Origin of the sequence: Commensalibacter oyaizuii (assembly GCF_029953265.1) — a bacterium.
GTDB lineage: Bacteria > Pseudomonadota > Alphaproteobacteria > Acetobacterales > Acetobacteraceae > Commensalibacter > Commensalibacter oyaizuii.
This window is the reverse complement of record NZ_JASBAO010000001.1, coordinates 1,201,226-1,220,890: the sequence shown is the minus strand read 5'-3', so window position 1 is coordinate 1,220,890 and position 19,665 is coordinate 1,201,226. Positions and strand designations below refer to the sequence as shown.

Annotated in this window: 11 protein-coding genes; 10 read left to right on the top strand and 1 reads right to left on the bottom strand. The window is 41.1% G+C overall.

Features of this window, described 5'->3' with window-relative positions; genetic code table 11:
• The first annotated feature begins 1 nt into the window (after position 1).
• The 3 genes from QJV27_RS05385 to QJV27_RS05375 are packed head-to-tail and all read left to right on the top strand — an operon-like array spanning position 2 to position 10,249.
• A complete protein-coding gene (locus tag QJV27_RS05385) occupies positions 2 to 6,619 on the top strand; it encodes a type I polyketide synthase (RefSeq protein WP_281447930.1) in 6,618 nt (2,205 codons plus the stop codon).
• Positions 6,620 to 6,628: 9 nt separating this feature from the next.
• Positions 6,629 to 8,671: a fatty acyl-AMP ligase gene (locus tag QJV27_RS05380; RefSeq protein WP_281447929.1), complete on the top strand. Its 2,043-nt coding sequence runs from the start codon at positions 6,629 to 6,631 to the stop codon at positions 8,669 to 8,671.
• Between the two features lie 45 nt (positions 8,672 to 8,716).
• A complete protein-coding gene (locus QJV27_RS05375) occupies positions 8,717 to 10,249 on the top strand; it encodes an autotransporter strand-loop-strand O-heptosyltransferase (RefSeq protein WP_281447928.1) in 1,533 nt (510 codons plus the stop codon).
• Positions 10,250 to 10,301: 52 nt separating this feature from the next.
• Here QJV27_RS05375 and ubiG read toward each other — a convergent pair whose 3' ends face one another.
• The gene (gene ubiG, locus QJV27_RS05370; protein ID WP_281447927.1) at positions 10,302 to 11,054 is read right to left on the bottom strand and encodes a bifunctional 2-polyprenyl-6-hydroxyphenol methylase/3-demethylubiquinol 3-O-methyltransferase UbiG; all 753 of its coding nucleotides are present in this window, start codon (positions 11,052 to 11,054) and stop codon (positions 10,302 to 10,304) included.
• A gap of 196 nt (positions 11,055 to 11,250) precedes the next feature.
• On the opposite strand from ubiG, the gene QJV27_RS05365 reads away from it, so the two are divergent.
• From QJV27_RS05365 to prmC, 7 genes are all read left to right on the top strand, one after another.
• Positions 11,251 to 12,504, top strand: a complete 1,254-nt coding sequence (locus QJV27_RS05365; RefSeq protein WP_281447926.1) for an aspartate kinase — start codon at positions 11,251 to 11,253, stop codon at positions 12,502 to 12,504.
• Positions 12,505 to 12,557: 53 nt separating this feature from the next.
• Complete coding sequence (locus QJV27_RS05360; protein ID WP_281448978.1) at positions 12,558 to 13,556, top strand: NAD(P)H-dependent flavin oxidoreductase; 999 nt, start codon at positions 12,558 to 12,560, stop codon at positions 13,554 to 13,556.
• Positions 13,557 to 13,586: 30 nt separating this feature from the next.
• On the top strand, positions 13,587 to 14,726 hold the full coding sequence (locus QJV27_RS05355) for a helix-turn-helix domain-containing protein (RefSeq protein ID WP_281447925.1): 1,140 nt from the start codon (positions 13,587 to 13,589) through the stop codon (positions 14,724 to 14,726).
• A gap of 139 nt (positions 14,727 to 14,865) precedes the next feature.
• Positions 14,866 to 15,993, top strand: a complete 1,128-nt coding sequence (gene ispG, locus QJV27_RS05350; RefSeq protein ID WP_281447924.1) for a flavodoxin-dependent (E)-4-hydroxy-3-methylbut-2-enyl-diphosphate synthase — start codon at positions 14,866 to 14,868, stop codon at positions 15,991 to 15,993.
• Between the two features lie 28 nt (positions 15,994 to 16,021).
• A complete protein-coding gene (hisS, locus tag QJV27_RS05345) occupies positions 16,022 to 17,272 on the top strand; it encodes a histidine--tRNA ligase (RefSeq protein ID WP_281447923.1) in 1,251 nt (416 codons plus the stop codon).
• 3 nt (positions 17,273 to 17,275) lie between these two features.
• The gene (gene prfA, locus QJV27_RS05340) at positions 17,276 to 18,358 is read left to right on the top strand and encodes a peptide chain release factor 1 (protein WP_281447922.1); all 1,083 of its coding nucleotides are present in this window, start codon (positions 17,276 to 17,278) and stop codon (positions 18,356 to 18,358) included.
• 279 nt (positions 18,359 to 18,637) lie between these two features.
• Positions 18,638 to 19,498 carry a peptide chain release factor N(5)-glutamine methyltransferase gene (gene prmC, locus QJV27_RS05335; protein ID WP_281447921.1) on the top strand — a complete coding sequence of 287 codons (861 nt, stop codon included), beginning with the start codon at positions 18,638 to 18,640 and terminating at the stop codon, positions 19,496 to 19,498.
• Positions 19,499 to 19,665 lie beyond the last annotated feature (167 nt).

Genomic DNA, 19,665 nt, shown 5'->3' with positions numbered 1-19,665 from the left:
CATGCAAGTGTTAGATAATAAGAAATATTCTGGTGAAATTGCTATTATTGGTATTGGGTGTAGATTCCCTGGTGGCATTGTCGATTTAGATAGTTTTTGGACCGCCATTTGCGGGAAAAAAGAAACTGTTAGTCCTATTTTGCCTTCGCGTTGGAATTGGAGGGCTGTTTACGATAAAGATAATGCCACTATCGCCAAAAGCTTTTTCATGAATGGGAGTTTTTTAACGCAGCCTATTGATGAATTCGAGCCCTTATTTTTTGGAATGTCACCCAAAGAAGCAGTGCAATGTGATCCTCAACAACGTATTTTGCTAGAAGTCGCCTGGGAGGCAATGGAAGAAGGGGGATTGGTCGCTGCTAAATATGCGGGTAAAAAGGTAGGGGTGTTCGTTGGGATTTTTGCAACCGATTGGCTGATTATGCAATCCAGCCCTTATGCCAGTGAGGGGAACGTTGAAACAAATTTCTTGGCCACGACTGCATCGACAACCATGATTTCCGCACGGTTATCTTATTTCTTTGATTTTTGTGGCCCATCTTTGGCGCTGGATACGGCTTGTTCATCTTCCTTAACAGCTATTCACTTGGCTTGCCAAAGCCTTAGAAATGGTGACAGTGATATGGCAATGGCTGGGGGCATCAATATTATGTTGATTCCCCAATCTGGTGCATTGGTTGCCAAAGCACGTTTTATGGCTGAAGATGGTAAAAGTAAAAGCTTCGATGCTGCTGCTGATGGATATGGTCGTGGTGAGGGATGTGGTATTATTCTTTTAAAACGTTTAGAAGATGCAGTACAAGACGGTGATAAAATCCACGCGGTGATTAGTGGTATTGGTATTAACCAAGATGGTCATAATGAAGGAATTACGGTTCCTAGTGCTGTTGCACAAGAAAAATTAATCCGCAGTGTTGCTGAACAAGCAGGGATTAATCTAAAAGATATTGCTTATGTTGAAGCTCATGGTACAGGAACGCCTGTTGGTGATCCACTAGAGGCCCAAGCAATTTCAAACACAATTGGTAAAAGTCGCACAAAGCAAGACCCTGTTATTATTGGATCGGTAAAGGCTAATATTGGGCATCTAGAGGCTGCGGCAGGGGTGGCAGGGCTGATTAAGGCCTGTTTGTGCCTAGAACACAAAGCTGTTCCCCCTCAAGCTAATTTAAAAGAACCTAATCCTAGTATTCCCTTTGACGAGATGAATTTACGATTAGTACAAGATGAAACCGTTCCGTTAACAACGACGGCAAAAGATTTATACGTTGCGGTTAATTCTTTTGGATATGGTGGATCTAATGCAAACGCCATTTTACGTGCCCCCCGTATAGAAGAATCTACGCCAGAAATTTCTTCTGATTATGTAAATCTGCCTTCTGATCAGTATATTTTATCGCTGTCGACCAAACAACAACCTTCGTTAAAGTTAATGGCAGAAGCTTATGCTGAGTTTTTAAGACAGGAAAATGGACCATCACTGGGGGATATTTGTTATTCTGTTGGTAAATATCGTTCTTTTTTCCAAAGGCACTTAGTTGCTTTTGGTAAAAGTAAAGCCGAAATCGCTCAAAAACTAGAAGATTTTGCTCAAGATAAACCTAATCCCGACGTAATCGTTGGGCAACAACAAATTAAAACACAGACACAGCCTGCTTTTGTTTTTTCAGGCATGGGTCCTCAATGGTGGGGCATGGGACAATGGTTGTTAAAACATGGTCCTGCAGAATGTTTAGCAATTGCTAAAGAAATAGACCATTACTTCAAAGAACTGTCTGGATGGTCTGTGTTGGCAGAAATGCAGAAAGCCGAAGCAGAATCCCGTATTCATGAAACTGCTGTTGCCCAGCCTGCAATTTTTACAATCCAAGTTTGTTTGGCAGAGGCACTAAAACTTTATAATATTCGCCCTGCTGCAATCGTTGGACATAGCGTTGGTGAGGCTGCTGCTGCTTATGTTGCTGGGGCATTAAGCATAAAAGACGCGACAACAGTGATTTATCATCGCAGTCGTTTGCAACAAACTTTTGCTGGTCGTGGATCAATGTTGGCTGTGGGTATGCCTCCTTCAGCAGCTGCGGATTTAATTAAAGATTACGAAGGCGATGTTGCCGTTGCGGCAATCAATAGCCCACGTTCTTTTACCCTTTCTGGGACCAAAGAAAATCTTGAAAAAATTGCTGCTGAACTTGAGAAACGTTCAGAATTTAACCGTTTTCTAAAAGTTGAATTGGCCTATCATAATCCAATTATGACCGAAATTCGTGATCAATTTGAGGAAGCGGTTAAAAACATTCAACCACAAATGCCCAAAATCCCGCTTTATTCATCTGTTACTGGGCATATTTGTGATGATACGTTCTTTCATGATGCAAATTACTGGTATCGGAACTTACGTCAAACGGTTTTATTTGCTGAAGCCGTTTCAAACATGATGCATGATTCTTATTCTTTATTTTTAGAAATAGGGCCCCATCCAGTTTTATCCGCATCGGTGAAAGAATGTGCTGCAACATTAAATATTTCTGTTGGCACTGCTTATACTCTGCATCGTTCCGAACCAGAAGAAAAAGCATTGGTCAAGTCTTTGGCTTGTTTATCTGCTGTTGGTTTGGATCTGGATTGGAATAAAATCAGTGGTGGTAAACGCGTTGATTTGCCATTTTATCGCTGGGCAAGAGAGGCTTATTTTGGTGAAAGTAAACATTCTAACCAAAGACGTATGGCCTTAAGGTTAAATCCAGTATTGGGGGATGTGGATTGGTCTGCATCACGGGGTTGGTTATCGGAATTAAATGTTAATTTCTTGCCTTGGTTACCCGATCATAAAATTGAAGGGATGATGGTGCTGCCTGGTGCTGCTTATGTTGAGGCAGCCATTGCAGCGCATGCGCAATTAGCAATAAATGCACCAAAAGAGATGCAAGAACCCACGATTGTCGAAGACTTGCAACTTAAAAAAGCGATGGTCATTGATGGTCATTTTTATCCCTATATGACTTGGAGCGTAGATGAGTTAACAGGACGTCTATTGGTTTATGGACGTACGGAAAATGATTCTCCGAACTGGGACTTATATGCCAGCGCCTTGTTGCGTCGTACTTCGCCATGGGGTGGGGATGTTAACGAAGATCTGGATGCTTTGAAAGCCCGTATCACTGATGAAGTCGACGTTGAATTTTATTACAGTCAGTTAAGCGAGCATGGTTTGCAATATGGTCCAGCCTTTCAAACCATCCAAAAATTATATCGCGGTGATGGGGTTGCCCTTGCGCATTTAAAGATTGCTGAATCTGAACAAGACACGATTAATGATTATTACATCCACCCAACCTTGTTAGATGGTGCGTTTCAGCTGTTTGGATTGCTTGGCGCACAAGAGCAACAGGTTGCTGATACAACATTTGTACCAGTTGGAATTGAGCGGGTCATGTACTATGGCAAACATGAAGGGGAACTTTATGCTTATGGGTGCAATGTCAGAAAAGATGATGATCTATTTATTGGGGACATTTACTTATATAATTTAAAAGGTGAACCTGTCGTTAAGGTCAAAGGGTTGACCGTCAAAGAATTAGCCAATGAAAAGCAAAAAGAAGCTAAACGTGGACGTTGGTTGTATCGTTATGAATGGAAAAGTGCCGAGGTTACCCCATTATTAGGCGAAATTGCCAATATTGCCGTAATTACCGACAATGATGTGATAGCACCTCCATTAATTGCTGAATTGGAATCCCAAGGTCTGACAATTTTCCAAGGGAAATTAGGGGAAAAATCTGGTCAGGAATCAGATTATATCTTTAACATTCGTCAAGGAAATGAAGAAGATTATAGAGCATTCTTCGAATTCGTAGGGCTTCAAAAATGTCGTGCGTTGGTCTATTTGCATGACGGTTCCGACAGTGAGAAAGACGTTACTGGATTAACACTAGTACAAGAATTACTATGTTTATCCAAAGGTCTGCCAGCACTAGAAGATAAAGATATTACCGACAATTTACGTTGTATCATTATCACCAACGGGGCTGAAAAAGTTCTGGATGATGAAAATATTACTCATTTAAATCAAGCTTCTTTACGTGGATTTGTTCGTGTGTTCTCACTTGAACGCCCAGAGTTAAAGCTAAAAATGGTGGATATCGATGGAGATGCAACGGTTACGGAAATTCCTGTCTTGGCAGCTGAAATTTTATCAGACGATGTTGAAGATGATGTTGCCTTAAGAAAAGATCAACGCTTTGTTTCTCGTTTGGTTCCTTATAAAAATCAGGATGAAATTAAGCCAATTCCTTTTGCTGATATTCAAGACAAGAATATTGGATATCGATTAATGCCTGGTCGTTCAGGAATGTTGGATCAGATTCATTATGATACCTTTGAACGTCAAAAACCACCCCCAGGTCATATTGAAGTAGAAGTTGTTACTTCTTCTTTGAACTTTAAAGATCTGCTAAAAGTGATGGGGTTATTGCCACGTGCGGTTGTAAAAGGCACCTTCCACCAAGACGGTTTGGGTATGGAAGCAGCAACTCGAATTGTTGCTGTTGGTGAAGGGGCGGAAGAGGCAGGATATCGTGTTGGGGATCGCGTTATTATCTCCACCAAAAACTGTTTGGCATCTCACGTAACGCTTTCTGTTGAAACGTCTTACGCAATGCATTTGGACAAAAATTCCACCATTCGTGAGGCACATCGCTACAATCTGTCCGAAGAAGATATCGAACGTGTTCGTAAAGAATTGGTTTTTGAAATCCCCGATGCAGAAGCATCAACCATGCCAACGGTATATGCGACTGCATATCATATTTTAATTGATGTGGCCGACATTCAGGAAGGGCAAACGATTTTGGTTCATGCCGGTTCTGGCGGCTTGGGTCTGGCTGCAATTTCGATTGCGAAAATGAGGAAAGCCCGCATTTTTGCCACCGCAGGGAATGAAGAAAAACGTCAATATTTGCGTGATATTGGGTGTGAACATGTTTGGAATTCCCGTAGCCTTGAATTTGTTGACGGGGTTAAAGAAGTAACCAATGGCAAAGGAGTCGATATTGTATTGAACTCTTTGGCAGGGGAAGCGTTACAACATAGTTTGGATTTGGTGGCACCTTTTGGATATTTCTTTGAAGTGGGTAAACGCGATATTGTTGAAGGCAAATGGCTGCCAATGCAGGCCTTTAACGAAAATATTACGTTCCGTTCTATGGATTGTGACCGCATGTTGGCACAACGTCCCCAAGAAATTATTCGTATCTTGGCTACGGTTACCCGACATGTCATGAACCGTGAAATTATTATGCCGCCTTGTACGGTGATGCCAGTAGCTAAATCAACAGAAGCATTCAGATTGCTGGCATCCGCACAGCATATTGGTAAGGTTGTTATTGATTTTTCTGACACGACAGATTTGATGGTCAATCCGTTGCCAAAAGAAATACCAACGGTTCGGAATGATGCTGCTTATCTGATTACAGGTGCTTATGGAGGGATGGGCTTACAACTAATAAAATGGTTAGTATCCCTTGGTGCTAAACACTTGGTCCTAGTTGGTCGCTCCTTAAAAGAGGATGATCAAGCTATTCAAGAGGGATTAAATATTCTTAAATCTCATGGTGTTCGAATACATCAGATGAAGGCGGACATTGTTGATTACGATAGCTTAAAAGAGGTCTTCGACCAAGCAGTTCAATTGGAAGTTCCTTTAAAAGGGGTGTTCCATTGTGCGGCTGTTATCGATGATGGCGTGATTGAGAATCTTGATAATGATCGTTTGGCCAAGGTTATTTTGCCAAAAGCACAAGGGGCATGGAATTTACATGAATTAACCAAAGATATGGCTTTGGATCACTTTGTTTTATTTTCTTCTGCAACGAACTTGTTGGGTAATATTGGACAGGCTGCTTATGTTTCTGCCAACTTCTTCCTTGATGCATTGGCTAAATATCGCAAGCAAATGGGATTACCTGGTTTGGCCATTGAATGGGGGGCTATCGATGGGGGTGCGATGTATCAAAAAGATAGTCGTGCTGCCAAAAACTTTGAAACAATTGGTGTAACCCCTATTGCGATCAAAGAAGCCTTAGCAACAATTTCCTTGCTTTGGAAATTTGATCAACCTTGTGTGGGTGTATTGGATATTGATTGGTCGAAATGGTTTGGAGTGTTCCCAATGACACGTTCAGTGGGACGTTATCAAGAGTTATTAACCCTTGGTAATTCCTCTTACGAACAAACTGAAGCGTTGCGTCAATTAAATGCTCTGCCATTAGAGGAACGTTTACCTTTTGTGGTGAAAAATTTGATCGATATTCTGACTAAAACGTTGCAAATCCCACCAGATAGTATTGATGGCAATACGCGGTTGACTGAACTTGGGATTGATTCCTTGGTTGGGGTTGAACTGCAAATTGCAATTAGTAATACCTTGGGATGTGAAATTTCATTGTTACAATTAATGAAAGAGGAAAATCTGCAAGATGTTGGGAAGGTATTGTTAAGAAAGTTAAAAGTACCATTTGAAAGTAATGAGTCTTTGGTCCTTGATTCTGACAATGATACCGCTGAACAGTCAAATGCAGAGGTTCCCATGATTGAAGATGCTTCAAAGAAAGAAGTGGAATAAAGAGAGACAATGGCGCTTATTATTCCAGATGAGATAGAGGAAGATTGGGCATGTAAAGTGTACAACATTGTCGACTGGCACACGGCTACGCTGGTCGATATGTTACAACATCGTGCCAAAGTATCACCGACCATGGTCTTATATACTTTGCTAGATGCTGATTGTAATTCGGTTGATCATTTGACGAGTTCCCAGTTGGATGATCGCGCCGCAACCATTGCGGCGGGGTTACATCATTTTGGCAAAGTAGGGGATCGGGTCCTGTTGCTATGTGATAATGATTTAAATTATATCTCTGCATTTTTTGGGTGTATTTATGCCGGTATGATCCCTGCCTCTGGGGTGCATATTGATGTAATGCGTAGTGATGAACGTTTTGAAATGGTGGCCAATGATGCGCAACCTAGGCTGATTATTGGGCCACGTAAAATATTGGCTGATTATAAATCAGAGCATAAAAATTTAAATTGTAAACCTGTATGGGTCCCTTTGGAGGTCTTATTAAATGCCAAAGATAAGGTTGCAATTAAAGGAGAGAATCAAGGGGTTGCCTTTATACAATATACGTCTGGTACAACTAAAAATACGCGAGGTATTGAACTTACGCATCGAAATCTTATCTTTAATTTACGCCATCAAGCCAAAAGCTATGAATATTTGGACGAGGAATATAGTGGTTTAAGTTGGTTGCCTTTGGCGCATGATATGGGATTGATTGGGTGCGTATTGTTGGCCATTGGATGTGGTGGTCGTTGTATATTATTGCCACCTAAATATTTTATTGAAAAGCCTATTCGTTGGCTTAAAGCAATGTCGCGATATAAAACAAGTATGTCTGGTGGTCCTACTTTTGCTTATAATCTATGTGTAAGAGAGGTGACAGAGGAAGATATGCAGGAACTGGATCTATCCAACTGGGAAATAGCTTTAAACGGTGCTGATACGGCGCAAGCTGATATTATGAAACGATTTTGTAAGAAATTCGCCCCTGCTGGATTTAAAGCACGCCATTTGGTTTTTGGATATGGTTTAGCCGAGGCCACGCTGACTGTCACTAGAACGCAAAGACGTGTTTCTCCTAAATTTAGAAGCTTTTCACGTAATGCGTTAATGGCAGGATTTGCCTGGCCCAGCACTAACAAATTTGATCGTAGAGAGCTGATTTCTTGTGGTTCTTCTTTGGAGGATCAATCGGTTAAGATCGTTGATCCAGAAACGCATACTGTCTTACGTAACGGTCGTGTGGGAGAAATTTGGATTTCTGGTCCCAGTATTGCCAAAGGATATTTTAACCGTCCCGAAGAAACAGAGGAAGTTTTTCATGCAAAAATTAAAGGGGAAGATAGAGATTATTTACGGACAGGGGATTTGGGCTTTTTATTAAGCGACAACTTGTTCTTCTCGGGCAGAATGAGTAATGTTATTGTATTACGCGGAAAAACATATGATCCCGATGATGTCAGCGGTGCATTGGAAGCAGCATGTTCAGATATTCGCCCCAATGCGACAGCGTTCTTTTTAAGTGATCCAGAGGATATAACCTCTATTACTGTTATTATCGAATTAATAAAAAAGCCTCAAGATAGCTACGACTCAATTGCTGAATTAGTATACGAATTAATTACGAAAACTTATGACATTTGGCCTCGTATGATTGTTTTGACACGGCCGGGGGGGGTTTTAAAAACCCCCAGTGGTAAAGCGCAGATTGCAAGGACCCGTAAAGCTTTGCATGAAGATGCTCTGCCAATTATTCAAAAATTTTATTATGACGTTCCTGATCTGCCACCCCCTTTATCACGTGAGGAGGCCTTAGTGGAGGTTGAGCGCTGGATAGCCCAAGAGACCAAAGATTGGGATGAAGATGTCAAAGAGCTAACACGTGAAAAATTAGTAAATAGAGAAATGGATTCAGAACTTTTGTTAAATCTAAGACGTGATTTTGAACATCATTTCCATATTCAGATTGACCCATCTGAATTTATGGTTGCATGCCAAACCTATAACGATTTGTGCCAATTGCTGGCGGGTCAAATTAGTGCGCATTCTTAATGAATGATAACTACTTAACGCAAATAAACTAAGAAGAGTGGTATAATGAGTGAAGATCATAAATTAAAAGTCGAAGGCTTTGATCGAATTAAGTTAAAAACACGTGAAGATGCGCAGGAAAACAGCTCAACGGTTGTTGAGCAATCTGACCAATCAAAAATGGGTGATAGTTCGCCACCAGTCAATACTGGTTCTGTCGTTGAGGGAACCAGCAAAGTTATAGAGCAGTTGGCACAACAATTTTCGCCACAATTTGGTGGCGATGATACTGCAAAACAACCACAAATAACCAGTACGGGTTCAGAAAACCAAGAAGGTGGCGCGCAAAAAAACGATGCCGCTAATAATGCCCCAAGAAGTTTGGTTAATCCACCAGCACTTCCGACGCAAGTTGCAGATTACGGTATTCATTTCGATTTTAACTTTGCCATGCGTGTATCTGTACCAAAACCTGCCGAAGGTGAGGGATGGCGCGTCCAATTTTTTGATCAAGATACCTCTGTAATTTTATTGGATCAGCCTTGTTTTGATATGGGGCATGCCGCGACTTCCAAGCATCATTTTTTAAGAGGCAAGATTGTTGTTTCTAAAATCCTTAAAAATGGTACACAACAAGAAGTCTTGGCCCATGAATATAATGCAACTGGTAAAGAGGTTCTTATTGTGTTCCCGGTGGGATCTTTAGGGGATTCCTTAGGATGGATGCCTTATGCAGAAAGATTTCGTAAAAAGCATAATTGCAAATTAACGGTTGCTATCGGTGCACCACTGGTGGAATTGTTTGAGAAATCTTATCCAGATGTTACTTTCATTAACTCTGAAGATTTTGCCAAACAACCCCAAAGTGAAAAAGAAAAGTTTTACGCATCATACTACATAGGACTTTTTTTCGATGATGAAGATAATCATTGGCAACCCCATGATTTTAGACAGGTTGGCTTGCATCGTACGGCTGGATATATTTTGGGTGTTGATCCAACAGAGGAACCTCCTAAATTAACATATAGCGAAGATACCAGACCCATTGAAGAACCGTATGTCGTTATCGCAACGCAGGCATCAACGCAGTGTAAATATTGGAATAACCCTTACGGATGGCATAAGGTTATCGAGTTTTTGAAATCTGTTGGATATCGCGTCATCTGTATTGACAAAGAAATGGTCTATGGTCGTGATTTGGTTTGGAACCATATGCCACATGGTGCCGAAGATCAAACGGGTGCGCGGTCTTTGACCGAGCGGGCGCGTTGGTTAAGGCATGCTGAGTTTTTCATTGGTTTATCTTCTGGGCTTGCGTGGCTTGCGTGGGGGGCTGGAATCCCTGTCGTTATCATTTCTGGTTTTACCCATCCTTCAACAGAATTCAACACACCCTATCGTGTGTTTAGTACTCATGTATGTAATGGATGTTGGAATGATATTCGTCATAAATTTGATCATCAGAATTTCCTTTTTTGTCCAAGGCATCGTGATACACCACGCCAATTTGAATGCACAAAAGGCATATCTCACCAGCATGTGATTGATACAATTTTAAAGATTCCGGGGTGTCGTAAAGAGCCGATAACTACGGCTTAGATGTTAGGTGAAAAAGCATTCAATTTATACGAGTTGAATGCTTTTTTTTAGATTATATTTTGGAAAGACAGACCATATAATTTATTTTGATGTTCGAGGTTGTTTTCCAACCGTTTGGATACATGGTCAGGCCTGCGATATCGGTAACGCGTAATCCCGCCTGATTTGCCATGTTGCCTAACTCTGATGGGGTGATGAATTGTTTCCAGTTATGGGTTCCGATTGGCAATTTACGGGTTAAATACTCTGCTGCAACTTTTGCAAATAAAAAGGAGTGAATATTGCGATTAATAGTGGAAAGAAATAGCTTGCCATCGGGTGTCAATAATTTAGCAAGGTTTAAAATAAATTCCTGAGGGTCACTAACATGTTCCAATAATTCAAGAGCAGTAATGATAGAAAATTGTTTTTGCTCTTCAACAAGCGCTTCAACACTGCCGACCCGATACGTAACATGTCCACTATTAGGGGGCAGCGGAACCGTTTTTAAGTGATTTTCAGCAGCGGCGATTACCTCTTGCCCAGCATCGACCCCTAAGACATCGTATCCCAAAGCTGCCATGGCCTCGCTGGCAAGTCCTGCACCGCAACCAATATCTAAAATCGGTAAAGAAGGATGTGGGTTCGAGTATTTTTTTATCAAGGAATGAATCCACTCAATTCGCAGGGCATTCATTTCATGTAAGGCACTCATCGGACCTTCACGATTCCACCATTGATCTGCTAAAGTATTAAAATGATTAATTTCATTTTCAATGATAGAATTCTTTTGATTGTGTGGATTAGGTGTAGTAACGGTGGACATGGCTAAAACGTCTTTCACAGGATGGTCATATGAATATACGAGATTACGTATTAAAAATATAGGTGATTATTTGATTCTAAATCATAACTAGGTTAAGTATTTCATTCACAGTTATTTTTAATTTAAATAAATAAAATTTATCTTTTCATTATGTAAAGTGTGATAATGAAATTAATCGTTGCGGAGTTTATTATTTATGCCTCATAGTGTTCCTCGAATAGTGATGAAATTTGGCGGTACGTCTGTTGCTGATTTGGATCGAATCCGCAAGGTTGCACAAACAGTAAAAAAACAGGTTGAGGCAGGATGTGAAGTTACCGTCGTTGTTTCTGCAATGTCTGGGGTTACTAACCAATTGGTTGGATATTGTGAGGCATTAAATCCATTGTTTGATCCTTGCGAGTATGATTCCATCGTCGCCACGGGTGAACAAGTAACCAGTGGATTGTTGGCCATTGCATTACAAACATTGGGTGTGCCGTCGCGATCATGGGCGGGATGGCAGATCCCTTTCATTACTGATGACGCACATAGCAAGGCTAGAATTAAGAATATTGATCCCTCTGGGTTAATACAGTGTATGCAATCAGGGATTGTTCCCGTGGTTGCAGGTTTCCAAGGGGTGGATGAACAAGGTCGCGTTGCAACGCTTGGGCGGGGGGGGTCTGATACCTCGGCGGTGGCATTGGCTGCCAGTATGAACGCAACACGTTGTGATATTTATACGGATGTTGATGGGATTTATACCACAGATCCAAGGATTGTTAAAAAAGCAAAGCGTATTAAAGCCATTGCTTACGAAGAGATGTTGGAACTAGCCTCCGTTGGTGCAAAAGTTTTGCAGACACGTAGCGTTGAATTAGCCATGAAAGAGCAAGTCAGGGTACAAGTTTTATCCAGTTTTGACGATAATGCCGCCCCTATGGAAAATTCGTTGCCTGGTTCTTTGGTTGTTAGTGAGGAAGAGATTTTGGAAAAAGAACAAGTTACTGGTATTGCATATTCATTAAATGAAGCTAAGATTGTTGTAAAAGGTATTCCTGATCATCCAGGAATAGCAGCATCAATATTTGAGCCATTGGCCCGTGAAAATGTAAATGTTGATATGATTGTGCAAAGTAGTGGTAGTAATCAAAGAACGGATATGACGTTTACCGTTCCAAAAACAGATTTATTGAATGTTCAGCATTTGTTAGAACGTGAAAAAGATAAAATTGGATATGCCGAATTATTGACTGACGATGATGTGGTTAAAATTAGCGTGGTTGGTATTGGTATGCGATCTCATACGGGGGTTGCAAATACGATGTTTAAAACACTGTCTGAACGCTCGATTAATGTTCAAGTTATTTCGACCAGTGAAATAAAAGTTTCAGTCCTTGTTGCTGCGGAATATGTTGAACTTGCGGTACGTGCTTTGCACACAGCTTATGGATTGGATGCTAAATAATGTCTGATCATTCTATAGTATTCGATCAAGAGGCTTTGCGTGAATTCACTTGTATGTGTCAGCGAGGCAGCGATTTTCTAGGCAGCAAGCACGCCATTCTTGGTGGGGCAATGTCTTGGGTCAGCGACCGTTATTTGGTTTCTGCTATTTCAAATGCGGGTGGGTTTGGTGTTATTGCTTGTGGTGCAATGGAACCGTCGATGCTTGACGATGAGATTATTGCCACTCAGAAATTAACAGACAAACCATTTGGGGTAAATTTGATTACAATGCATCCCAAGCTTGATGAATTAATTCAAGTTTGCTTACGTAATCAGGTAAAGCATATCGTTTTGGCTGGTGGGGTTCCTTCTAGTGCAGCGATCAAGCAAATCAAAGATGGTGGCGCACAAGTCGTCGCTTTTGCCCCAGCAGCGGTATTGGCCAAACGATTAATTAAAATGGGTGCTGATGCGTTGATTATTGAAGGGGCAGAGGCCGGTGGTCATATCGGCCCAGTATCTTTGACAGTATTAGCCCAAGAAATTTTACCCTTTATCCGAGATGTGCCAGTTTTTGTTGCTGGTGGGATTGGACGTGGCGATGCCATTCTTTCTTATTTGGAGATGGGGGCATCTGGTGCGCAATTGGGAACAATTTTTGCTGCATCTAAGGAAAGTCGTGCGCACGACAACTTTAAAAAAGCGTTTATTCATGCCGCAGCACGAGATGCAATTGCCTCAGTACAAATTGACGATAGTTTTCCTGTTATTCCCGTTAGGGCGCTAGCAAATAAAGCAACAAAAGCCTTTATGAAGCATCAGGCAGAAGTTATCCAAAAATATCAACGTCAGGAAATGACAAAAGAAGATGCACAGCTAGATATCGAGCATTTTTGGGCCGGAGCTTTACGCCGGGCGGTAAAAGATGGTGATGTTGAAAATGGGTCTGTTATGGCTGGACAATCTGTAGGTATGGTGAAAGAAATTTTACCAGTTGCTGAAATTATTCAAACACTTGTTAAGCAAGCTGTCGATGCTTTGGTTGCAAGACGTAAACGTGTGGATCATTAATATTATAGCGGAATAGGTTGAAAAAGAAGCATGACTAATGCAACTCAATTGCCCTCTGATAAATATGGTAGCTCTGTTGGGGATACGCTTCGTCATAACAGAGAGCAGCTTGGGTTAAGCCTTGAAGAAGTATCACAAAGGCTACGCATTCGTCTTGTTTTTTTACAAGCGCTTGAAGATGGGCGTATTGATCAATTGCCTGGTATTGCTTATGCATCTGGTTTCTTGCGCGCTTACGCAGAGTTATTAAAATTAGATAGCGATGTGCTGGTAACGCGTTTTCGTCATGAACATCAAGGAAGCCAAGAAAAACCTAAATTAATGTTCCCAGCTCCTGTTCCTCACAGTGGGGTTCCCGCGGGGGTTATGGTTTTTTTTAGTATTTTGATTGTTATTGGTGCTTATATTGGATGGTATAAAATAACTGATCATCATAAAGTACCAGCCGAAACAATACCAGATGCTTCAAAAGTAATGCATGACGGTCAACAAAATACCGATATTCATAAAATGTCCCCTCAAATCGCATCTGTTATGCCTTCAGAACATCCTGCGCCACTTCCTAAAGAAATGCAGCAGGGCAATGAAAATATACCACCCTCACAAGTAACTTCGCCTGCTCAACCTCCTTCACAAGCCCAGTTGCCAACAGCTGGGATACCTGATTGGGGAAAAGAGACCAAAGAAAATCCAAATACAGAAAAGACTGAGCCAAAACAACAACCTGACAATGCAAAGCAGGAAAAAGATCAGAAAGTATTTATTATTGCGCATTCATCTAGTTGGTTATTGGTTAAGGACAAGTTGGGGCATGTTTTATATCAAAATACTTTAAAGGCTGGAGAGCGTTGGGAATTACCACAAGATCAACCCGAAGTAATTATGACGATTGGTAACCCCAGTGGGATTATTGTTGAAAAAGGTGATAAGCAGTCTGCACCGCTAGGGAAAAAAGGGAAAAGCCTACGGCGTTTTGTGCTGAATGCGAAGCGTTTGGAGAAGTTACTTTCTGTTTCTGAAGCGCCAGGAGGTGCAAATTCTACAGATACGCAAAGCAAAGTGATATCGCCACCAGTTGTAAAAACCAATAGGCTTAAACCTGCGTTGATTAAGCCCAAACACAAAGAAATGTCCGCAGATGATTTAAATGCAAAACAGTTAAATCGATAAACATATTTTGTATTATGAATTGCACGTTGAAGATTGAAAGACTAAATAAATAGAAAATATAAGCAAAGAAAAGATGAGTTCCTTAGATTTAAAAATCTGATTTTTGCTTTATTATTGAGATTTCGGAGAGAAAAGTTAAATGAGCTTACGTCCATATCAGCATATTGAACGCAACAAAACGCGTCAAATTCATGTTGGTTCGGTTCCTGTTGGGGGCGGTGCCCCAATCAGTGTACAGACCATGACCAATACATTGACCAGTGATGCCAAGGCAACCATTGATCAAATCAAACGCGCTGAAAAAGTGGGCGTGGATATTGTGCGTGTTTCTTGCCCTGATGAAGAAAGCACTGCCGCATTAAAAGAGATCGTCCAAAATGTGAATGTTCCCATTGTTGCTGATATTCATTTTCATTATAAAAGGGCTATCGAAGCTGCAAAAGCTGGCGCTGCATGCTTGCGCATCAACCCAGGTAATATCGGCAGTGCTGAGCGGGTGCGCGAAGTAATCAAAGCCGCCAAGGACTATAATTGCTCTATGCGTATTGGGGTGAATGCGGGTTCTTTGGAAAAGCATTTGCTAGAAAAATATGGTGAACCTAATCCTGATGCCTTGGTTGAAAGTGCTTTAGAACACGCAAAGATTTTAGAAGACAATGACTTTCGTGAATTTAAAATCAGTGTAAAAGCATCTGACGTTTTTTTGGCTGTTGAATCTTATCGCTTATTATCCGAAGCCTGTGATTATCCATTACATATTGGTATTACCGAGGCTGGGGGTAAACGTGCGGGAACAGTAAAATCTTCGATTGGTCTTGGTTCGTTATTATGGGCTGGTATTGGTGATACAATGCGGGTATCTTTGTCAGCAGAACCAGAGGAAGAGGTCGCCGTTGGTTGGGACATTTTAAAAAGCCTTGGCTTACGTCATCGTGGGGTTAAAGTTATTTCTTGTCCATCTTGTGCCCGTCAAGGATTCCAGGTCATTCCAACGGTTGCAGCGCTTGAAGAGCGTTTGGCACATATTGAAACCCCGTTAACTTTGTCCGTTATTGGATGTGTGGTTAATGGTCCTGGTGAAGCAACCATGACTGATGTTGGGGTTACAGGGGGTGGTTCTGGCCGTCATATGGTATATGTTGCGGGCAAACAAGATCATACAGTACCAGTAGAGGACATGATTGATCACATCGTTGATTTGGTCGAGAAAAAAGCCGCCGTTATTGAAGCCCAAAAAGCGGCAGAAAAAGCCGCATCTTCTAAATAATTTTAAATAGAAACAGGATAGTAAAAGCGTGAGTGTGGTAAAGCCCGTTCGTGGAACGCATGATCTGATTGGTGAAGAATCTAGACGTCATCAACATGTTATTGAAGTTGCAAAAAGAGTAACTTCTTTATATGGGTTTGAAGAATGGATTACCCCTATATTCGAAGATACAAGGGTTTTTTCCCGTTCTTTGGGGGATACATCAGATATTGTTTCCAAGGAAATGTATTGTTTTGAGGATAGGGGTGGGGATTCTTTGACCTTGCGTCCTGAAGGTACGGCGGGTATTTGTCGTGCGTTGGTGACCAATGGGTTAACACAATCTTTGCCACAAAAAGCTTTTTACGTGGGTCCAATGTTTCGATACGAACGTCCGCAAAAAGGACGTTATCGTCAATTTCATCAAATTGGTGCTGAATTGCTAGGTACCTCAACACCATTTGCTGACGCTGAAATTATCGCAATGGGGTATCATATTCTTCAGGAATTAGGGGTTGTAGACGATATAACCTTGGAATTAAATACATTGGGTGATCAGGCCAGTCGTAAGGCATGGCGCGAGGCATTGATTGCATATTTTAAAAAATTCCAATCAGATTTATCAGAGGACAGTCTAAAACGTTTGGAAAAAAACCCCTTACGAATCTTGGACAGTAAAGATCCAAAAGATCGTGCTTTGTTACAAGATGCACCAGCGTTGTCACATCACATGACAGACAAAGCCAAAGGTTTTTGGGATAAATTACGCAAAGCTTTGGATCAGTTTAAAATACCATTTACGGAAAATCCATATATTGTGCGTGGAATGGATTATTATAGCCATACAGTTTTTGAATTTGTTACCACAAAATTGGGTGCCCAAGGCACGGTTTTGGGAGGCGGTCGCTACGAGGGGCTGGTTGAAGAAATGGGTGGTCCTTCGGTCCCATCGATAGGTTGGGCCGCAGGAGTTGAACGTTTGGCATTGTTGTTGGAGCAAGTTCCTTCCAAAATAAAATCCGTTGCTGTTATTCCATTTTCTGATGACGTGCATGATATGACGTTTTCTGTGTTACAAGATTTGCGGCGTCATGGAATTTATGCTGAAATTGCATATAAAGGTAATTTCCGTAAACAAATGGACAGGGCCAACAAGCAAGAGTCCGTAATGGCAGTGTTGATTGGTGAAAACGAAGCACAAAAACAAGTTGTGCAAGTTAAAGATTTAACTTCGAGTGAACAAAGCGAGGTCGCAGTGACTGATCTTGTTGCTCATCTAAAAATGAAAATGGCGAAATAATCAATGTCTTCCGAAGAATTTTCTGCAAGTTTAAATGATCGTCTGGATAAAATTGTTGCAAGATCAGAAGAGTTGCAACATTTATTATCAACAGAAATCTCGGGGGACGAATTTATCGAGGCCTCGCGTGAATATGCCGACTTAACATCCTTGGTGGAATTGGTACATGGTCTGCGAAACGCAGAGGAAGAGGCTAAAGCTGCTGAAGAAATGTTACAAGATCCTGAAATGAAGGATTTGGCAGAGGCCGAGTTGGAGGCATTAAATGAAAAGTTGCCTGCATTAAGACATCAAATTCGGTTGGCGATGTTGCCAAAAGATAAGGCCGATGCAGGGAGTGCTATTTTAGAAATTCGCCCTGCAGCAGGTGGTGATGAAGCTGGATTATTCGCCGCCGAGTTATTTGGGGCGTATCAACGCTATTCCGATGCAAAAGGCTGGCGTTTTGAGGTCATGGAATATGATGATACTGGCGTTGGTGGAATAAAAGGAGCGATGGCTTCTATTTCCGGTACCAATGTGTTTGCCCGAATGAAATATGAATCTGGGGTGCATCGGGTGCAACGTGTCCCTGCAACGGAAAGTCAGGGGCGTATTCATACCTCTACTGTGACGGTTGCCGTCTTGCCAGAAGCCGAAGATGTTGACGTTGAGATTGATGAAAAAGATTTACGGATTGATGTCTATCGTGCCTCTGGTGCGGGGGGGCAGCACGTGAATAAGACAGAAAGTGCCGTGCGTATCACCCACATACCATCAGGCGTTGTAGTTGCAATGCAAGAGGAAAAGAGCCAGCACAAGAATAAAGCCAAAGCAATGAAAATTTTACGTGCGCGTTTATACGAACAACAACGTGCCGCAGCCCATGCCGATCGTGCAGAAAATCGTCGTTCTCAAGTGGGGACAGGGGATCGTTCAGAACGTATTCGTACGTACAATTTCCCACAAGGGCGGGTTACCGATCATCGAATTAACCTGACTTTACACAAAATAGATCGTATTATGCTGGGCGAATTTGATGAAATTGTTGATAGTTTGGCACAGGAAGAACAATCTAGGTTGTTGGCCGCCGAAGAAGCGATGTAGAGTTTATTAAGAAGTTGGAATGTAAACCGTTAAGGGTAAATAGGTTCTAGACCGAATGACATATTGATATAGAGGTCTATGTATAGAGGGTAGTTTATTTTTTACGTTAATCATTAATTGTAGAATATAAAATCGCTTATCTGCAGTTTATAATCTGTTGATTGAATGTATTTGTTGTAAACAAATATGATAGGTTTAATAATGGGATATGAAACATTTATCTATACATTATGAGTTTTGAATTAATGATCTTATGAAGAGTTATTAAAGTTCTAATTAATGCAGGATGCGAAAATTCCTCTAGGATTACTAATCCAAGAAGGGGAGCAGATATTACAAACAGCGGGCATTGAAGATCCTAGGAGAGAGGCACAATTATTAATTGCGGCTGCTTTGAAAAAAAATATGACTGAATTCTTCTTAATGGATAGGAATGGTCTCGTTGATTGCGTGCAGTGCCGTCAATTCTTTGCCCGACGGGCAAAGCGTGAACCTTTTGCATATATTTTACAAGAACAAGGATTTTGGAGTTTGGATTTAGCCGTATCTCCTGCAACCCTGATCCCCAGAGCGGATAGTGAGGCCTTGATTGAGGCTTTGCTGAAATTTCTTCCAAAACGAGACGAAAGATATCAATTTCTAGATTTAGGAACAGGAACAGGGTGCTTATTATTGGCTGCTTTGTCCGAGTATCCTAATGCTTTTGGAATTGGTATTGATAAAGTTTTGGATGCAGTTATTTTGGCGCAACGAAATGCGCAATATTGTCATCTGAATCAACGAGCTGCGTTTCTTAATGGACATTGGGCCGATGCATTAAAAGGGCGATTTGATGTAATTTTGTCCAATCCTCCTTATATTCGACAAAAAGAGCTATTAAAGTTGATGCCAGAGGTAAAAGAATATGAACCAATGTCGGCATTGGATGGTGGTGGTGATGGACTAGAGGCCTATCGTTATATTTGTAATCAGGCAGTTGATTTATTGTCAGAGAACGGTATATTAATATTTGAATTAGGCATAGAACAAGACCAAGAGGTCAGTGCTATTGCTGTATCAAAGGGATTATCTGTTGTTCAAATACAACAAGACCTAAATGGTTGCATTAGAGCCCTTGTTTTATCACGAGGCAGAATATAATAAGGAGATATCGATTTATTGTTAAATAAATCGTAAAATAATAAAACAGTAATGGTGAACATATACTGTTTTAGTAATCTGATGGATTTTCTCATAAAAGTAAGAAACCAGATTAGTTTTATATTTTTAAACGCTTCATATTTTTAGTAAATTACAATAGCGACCGT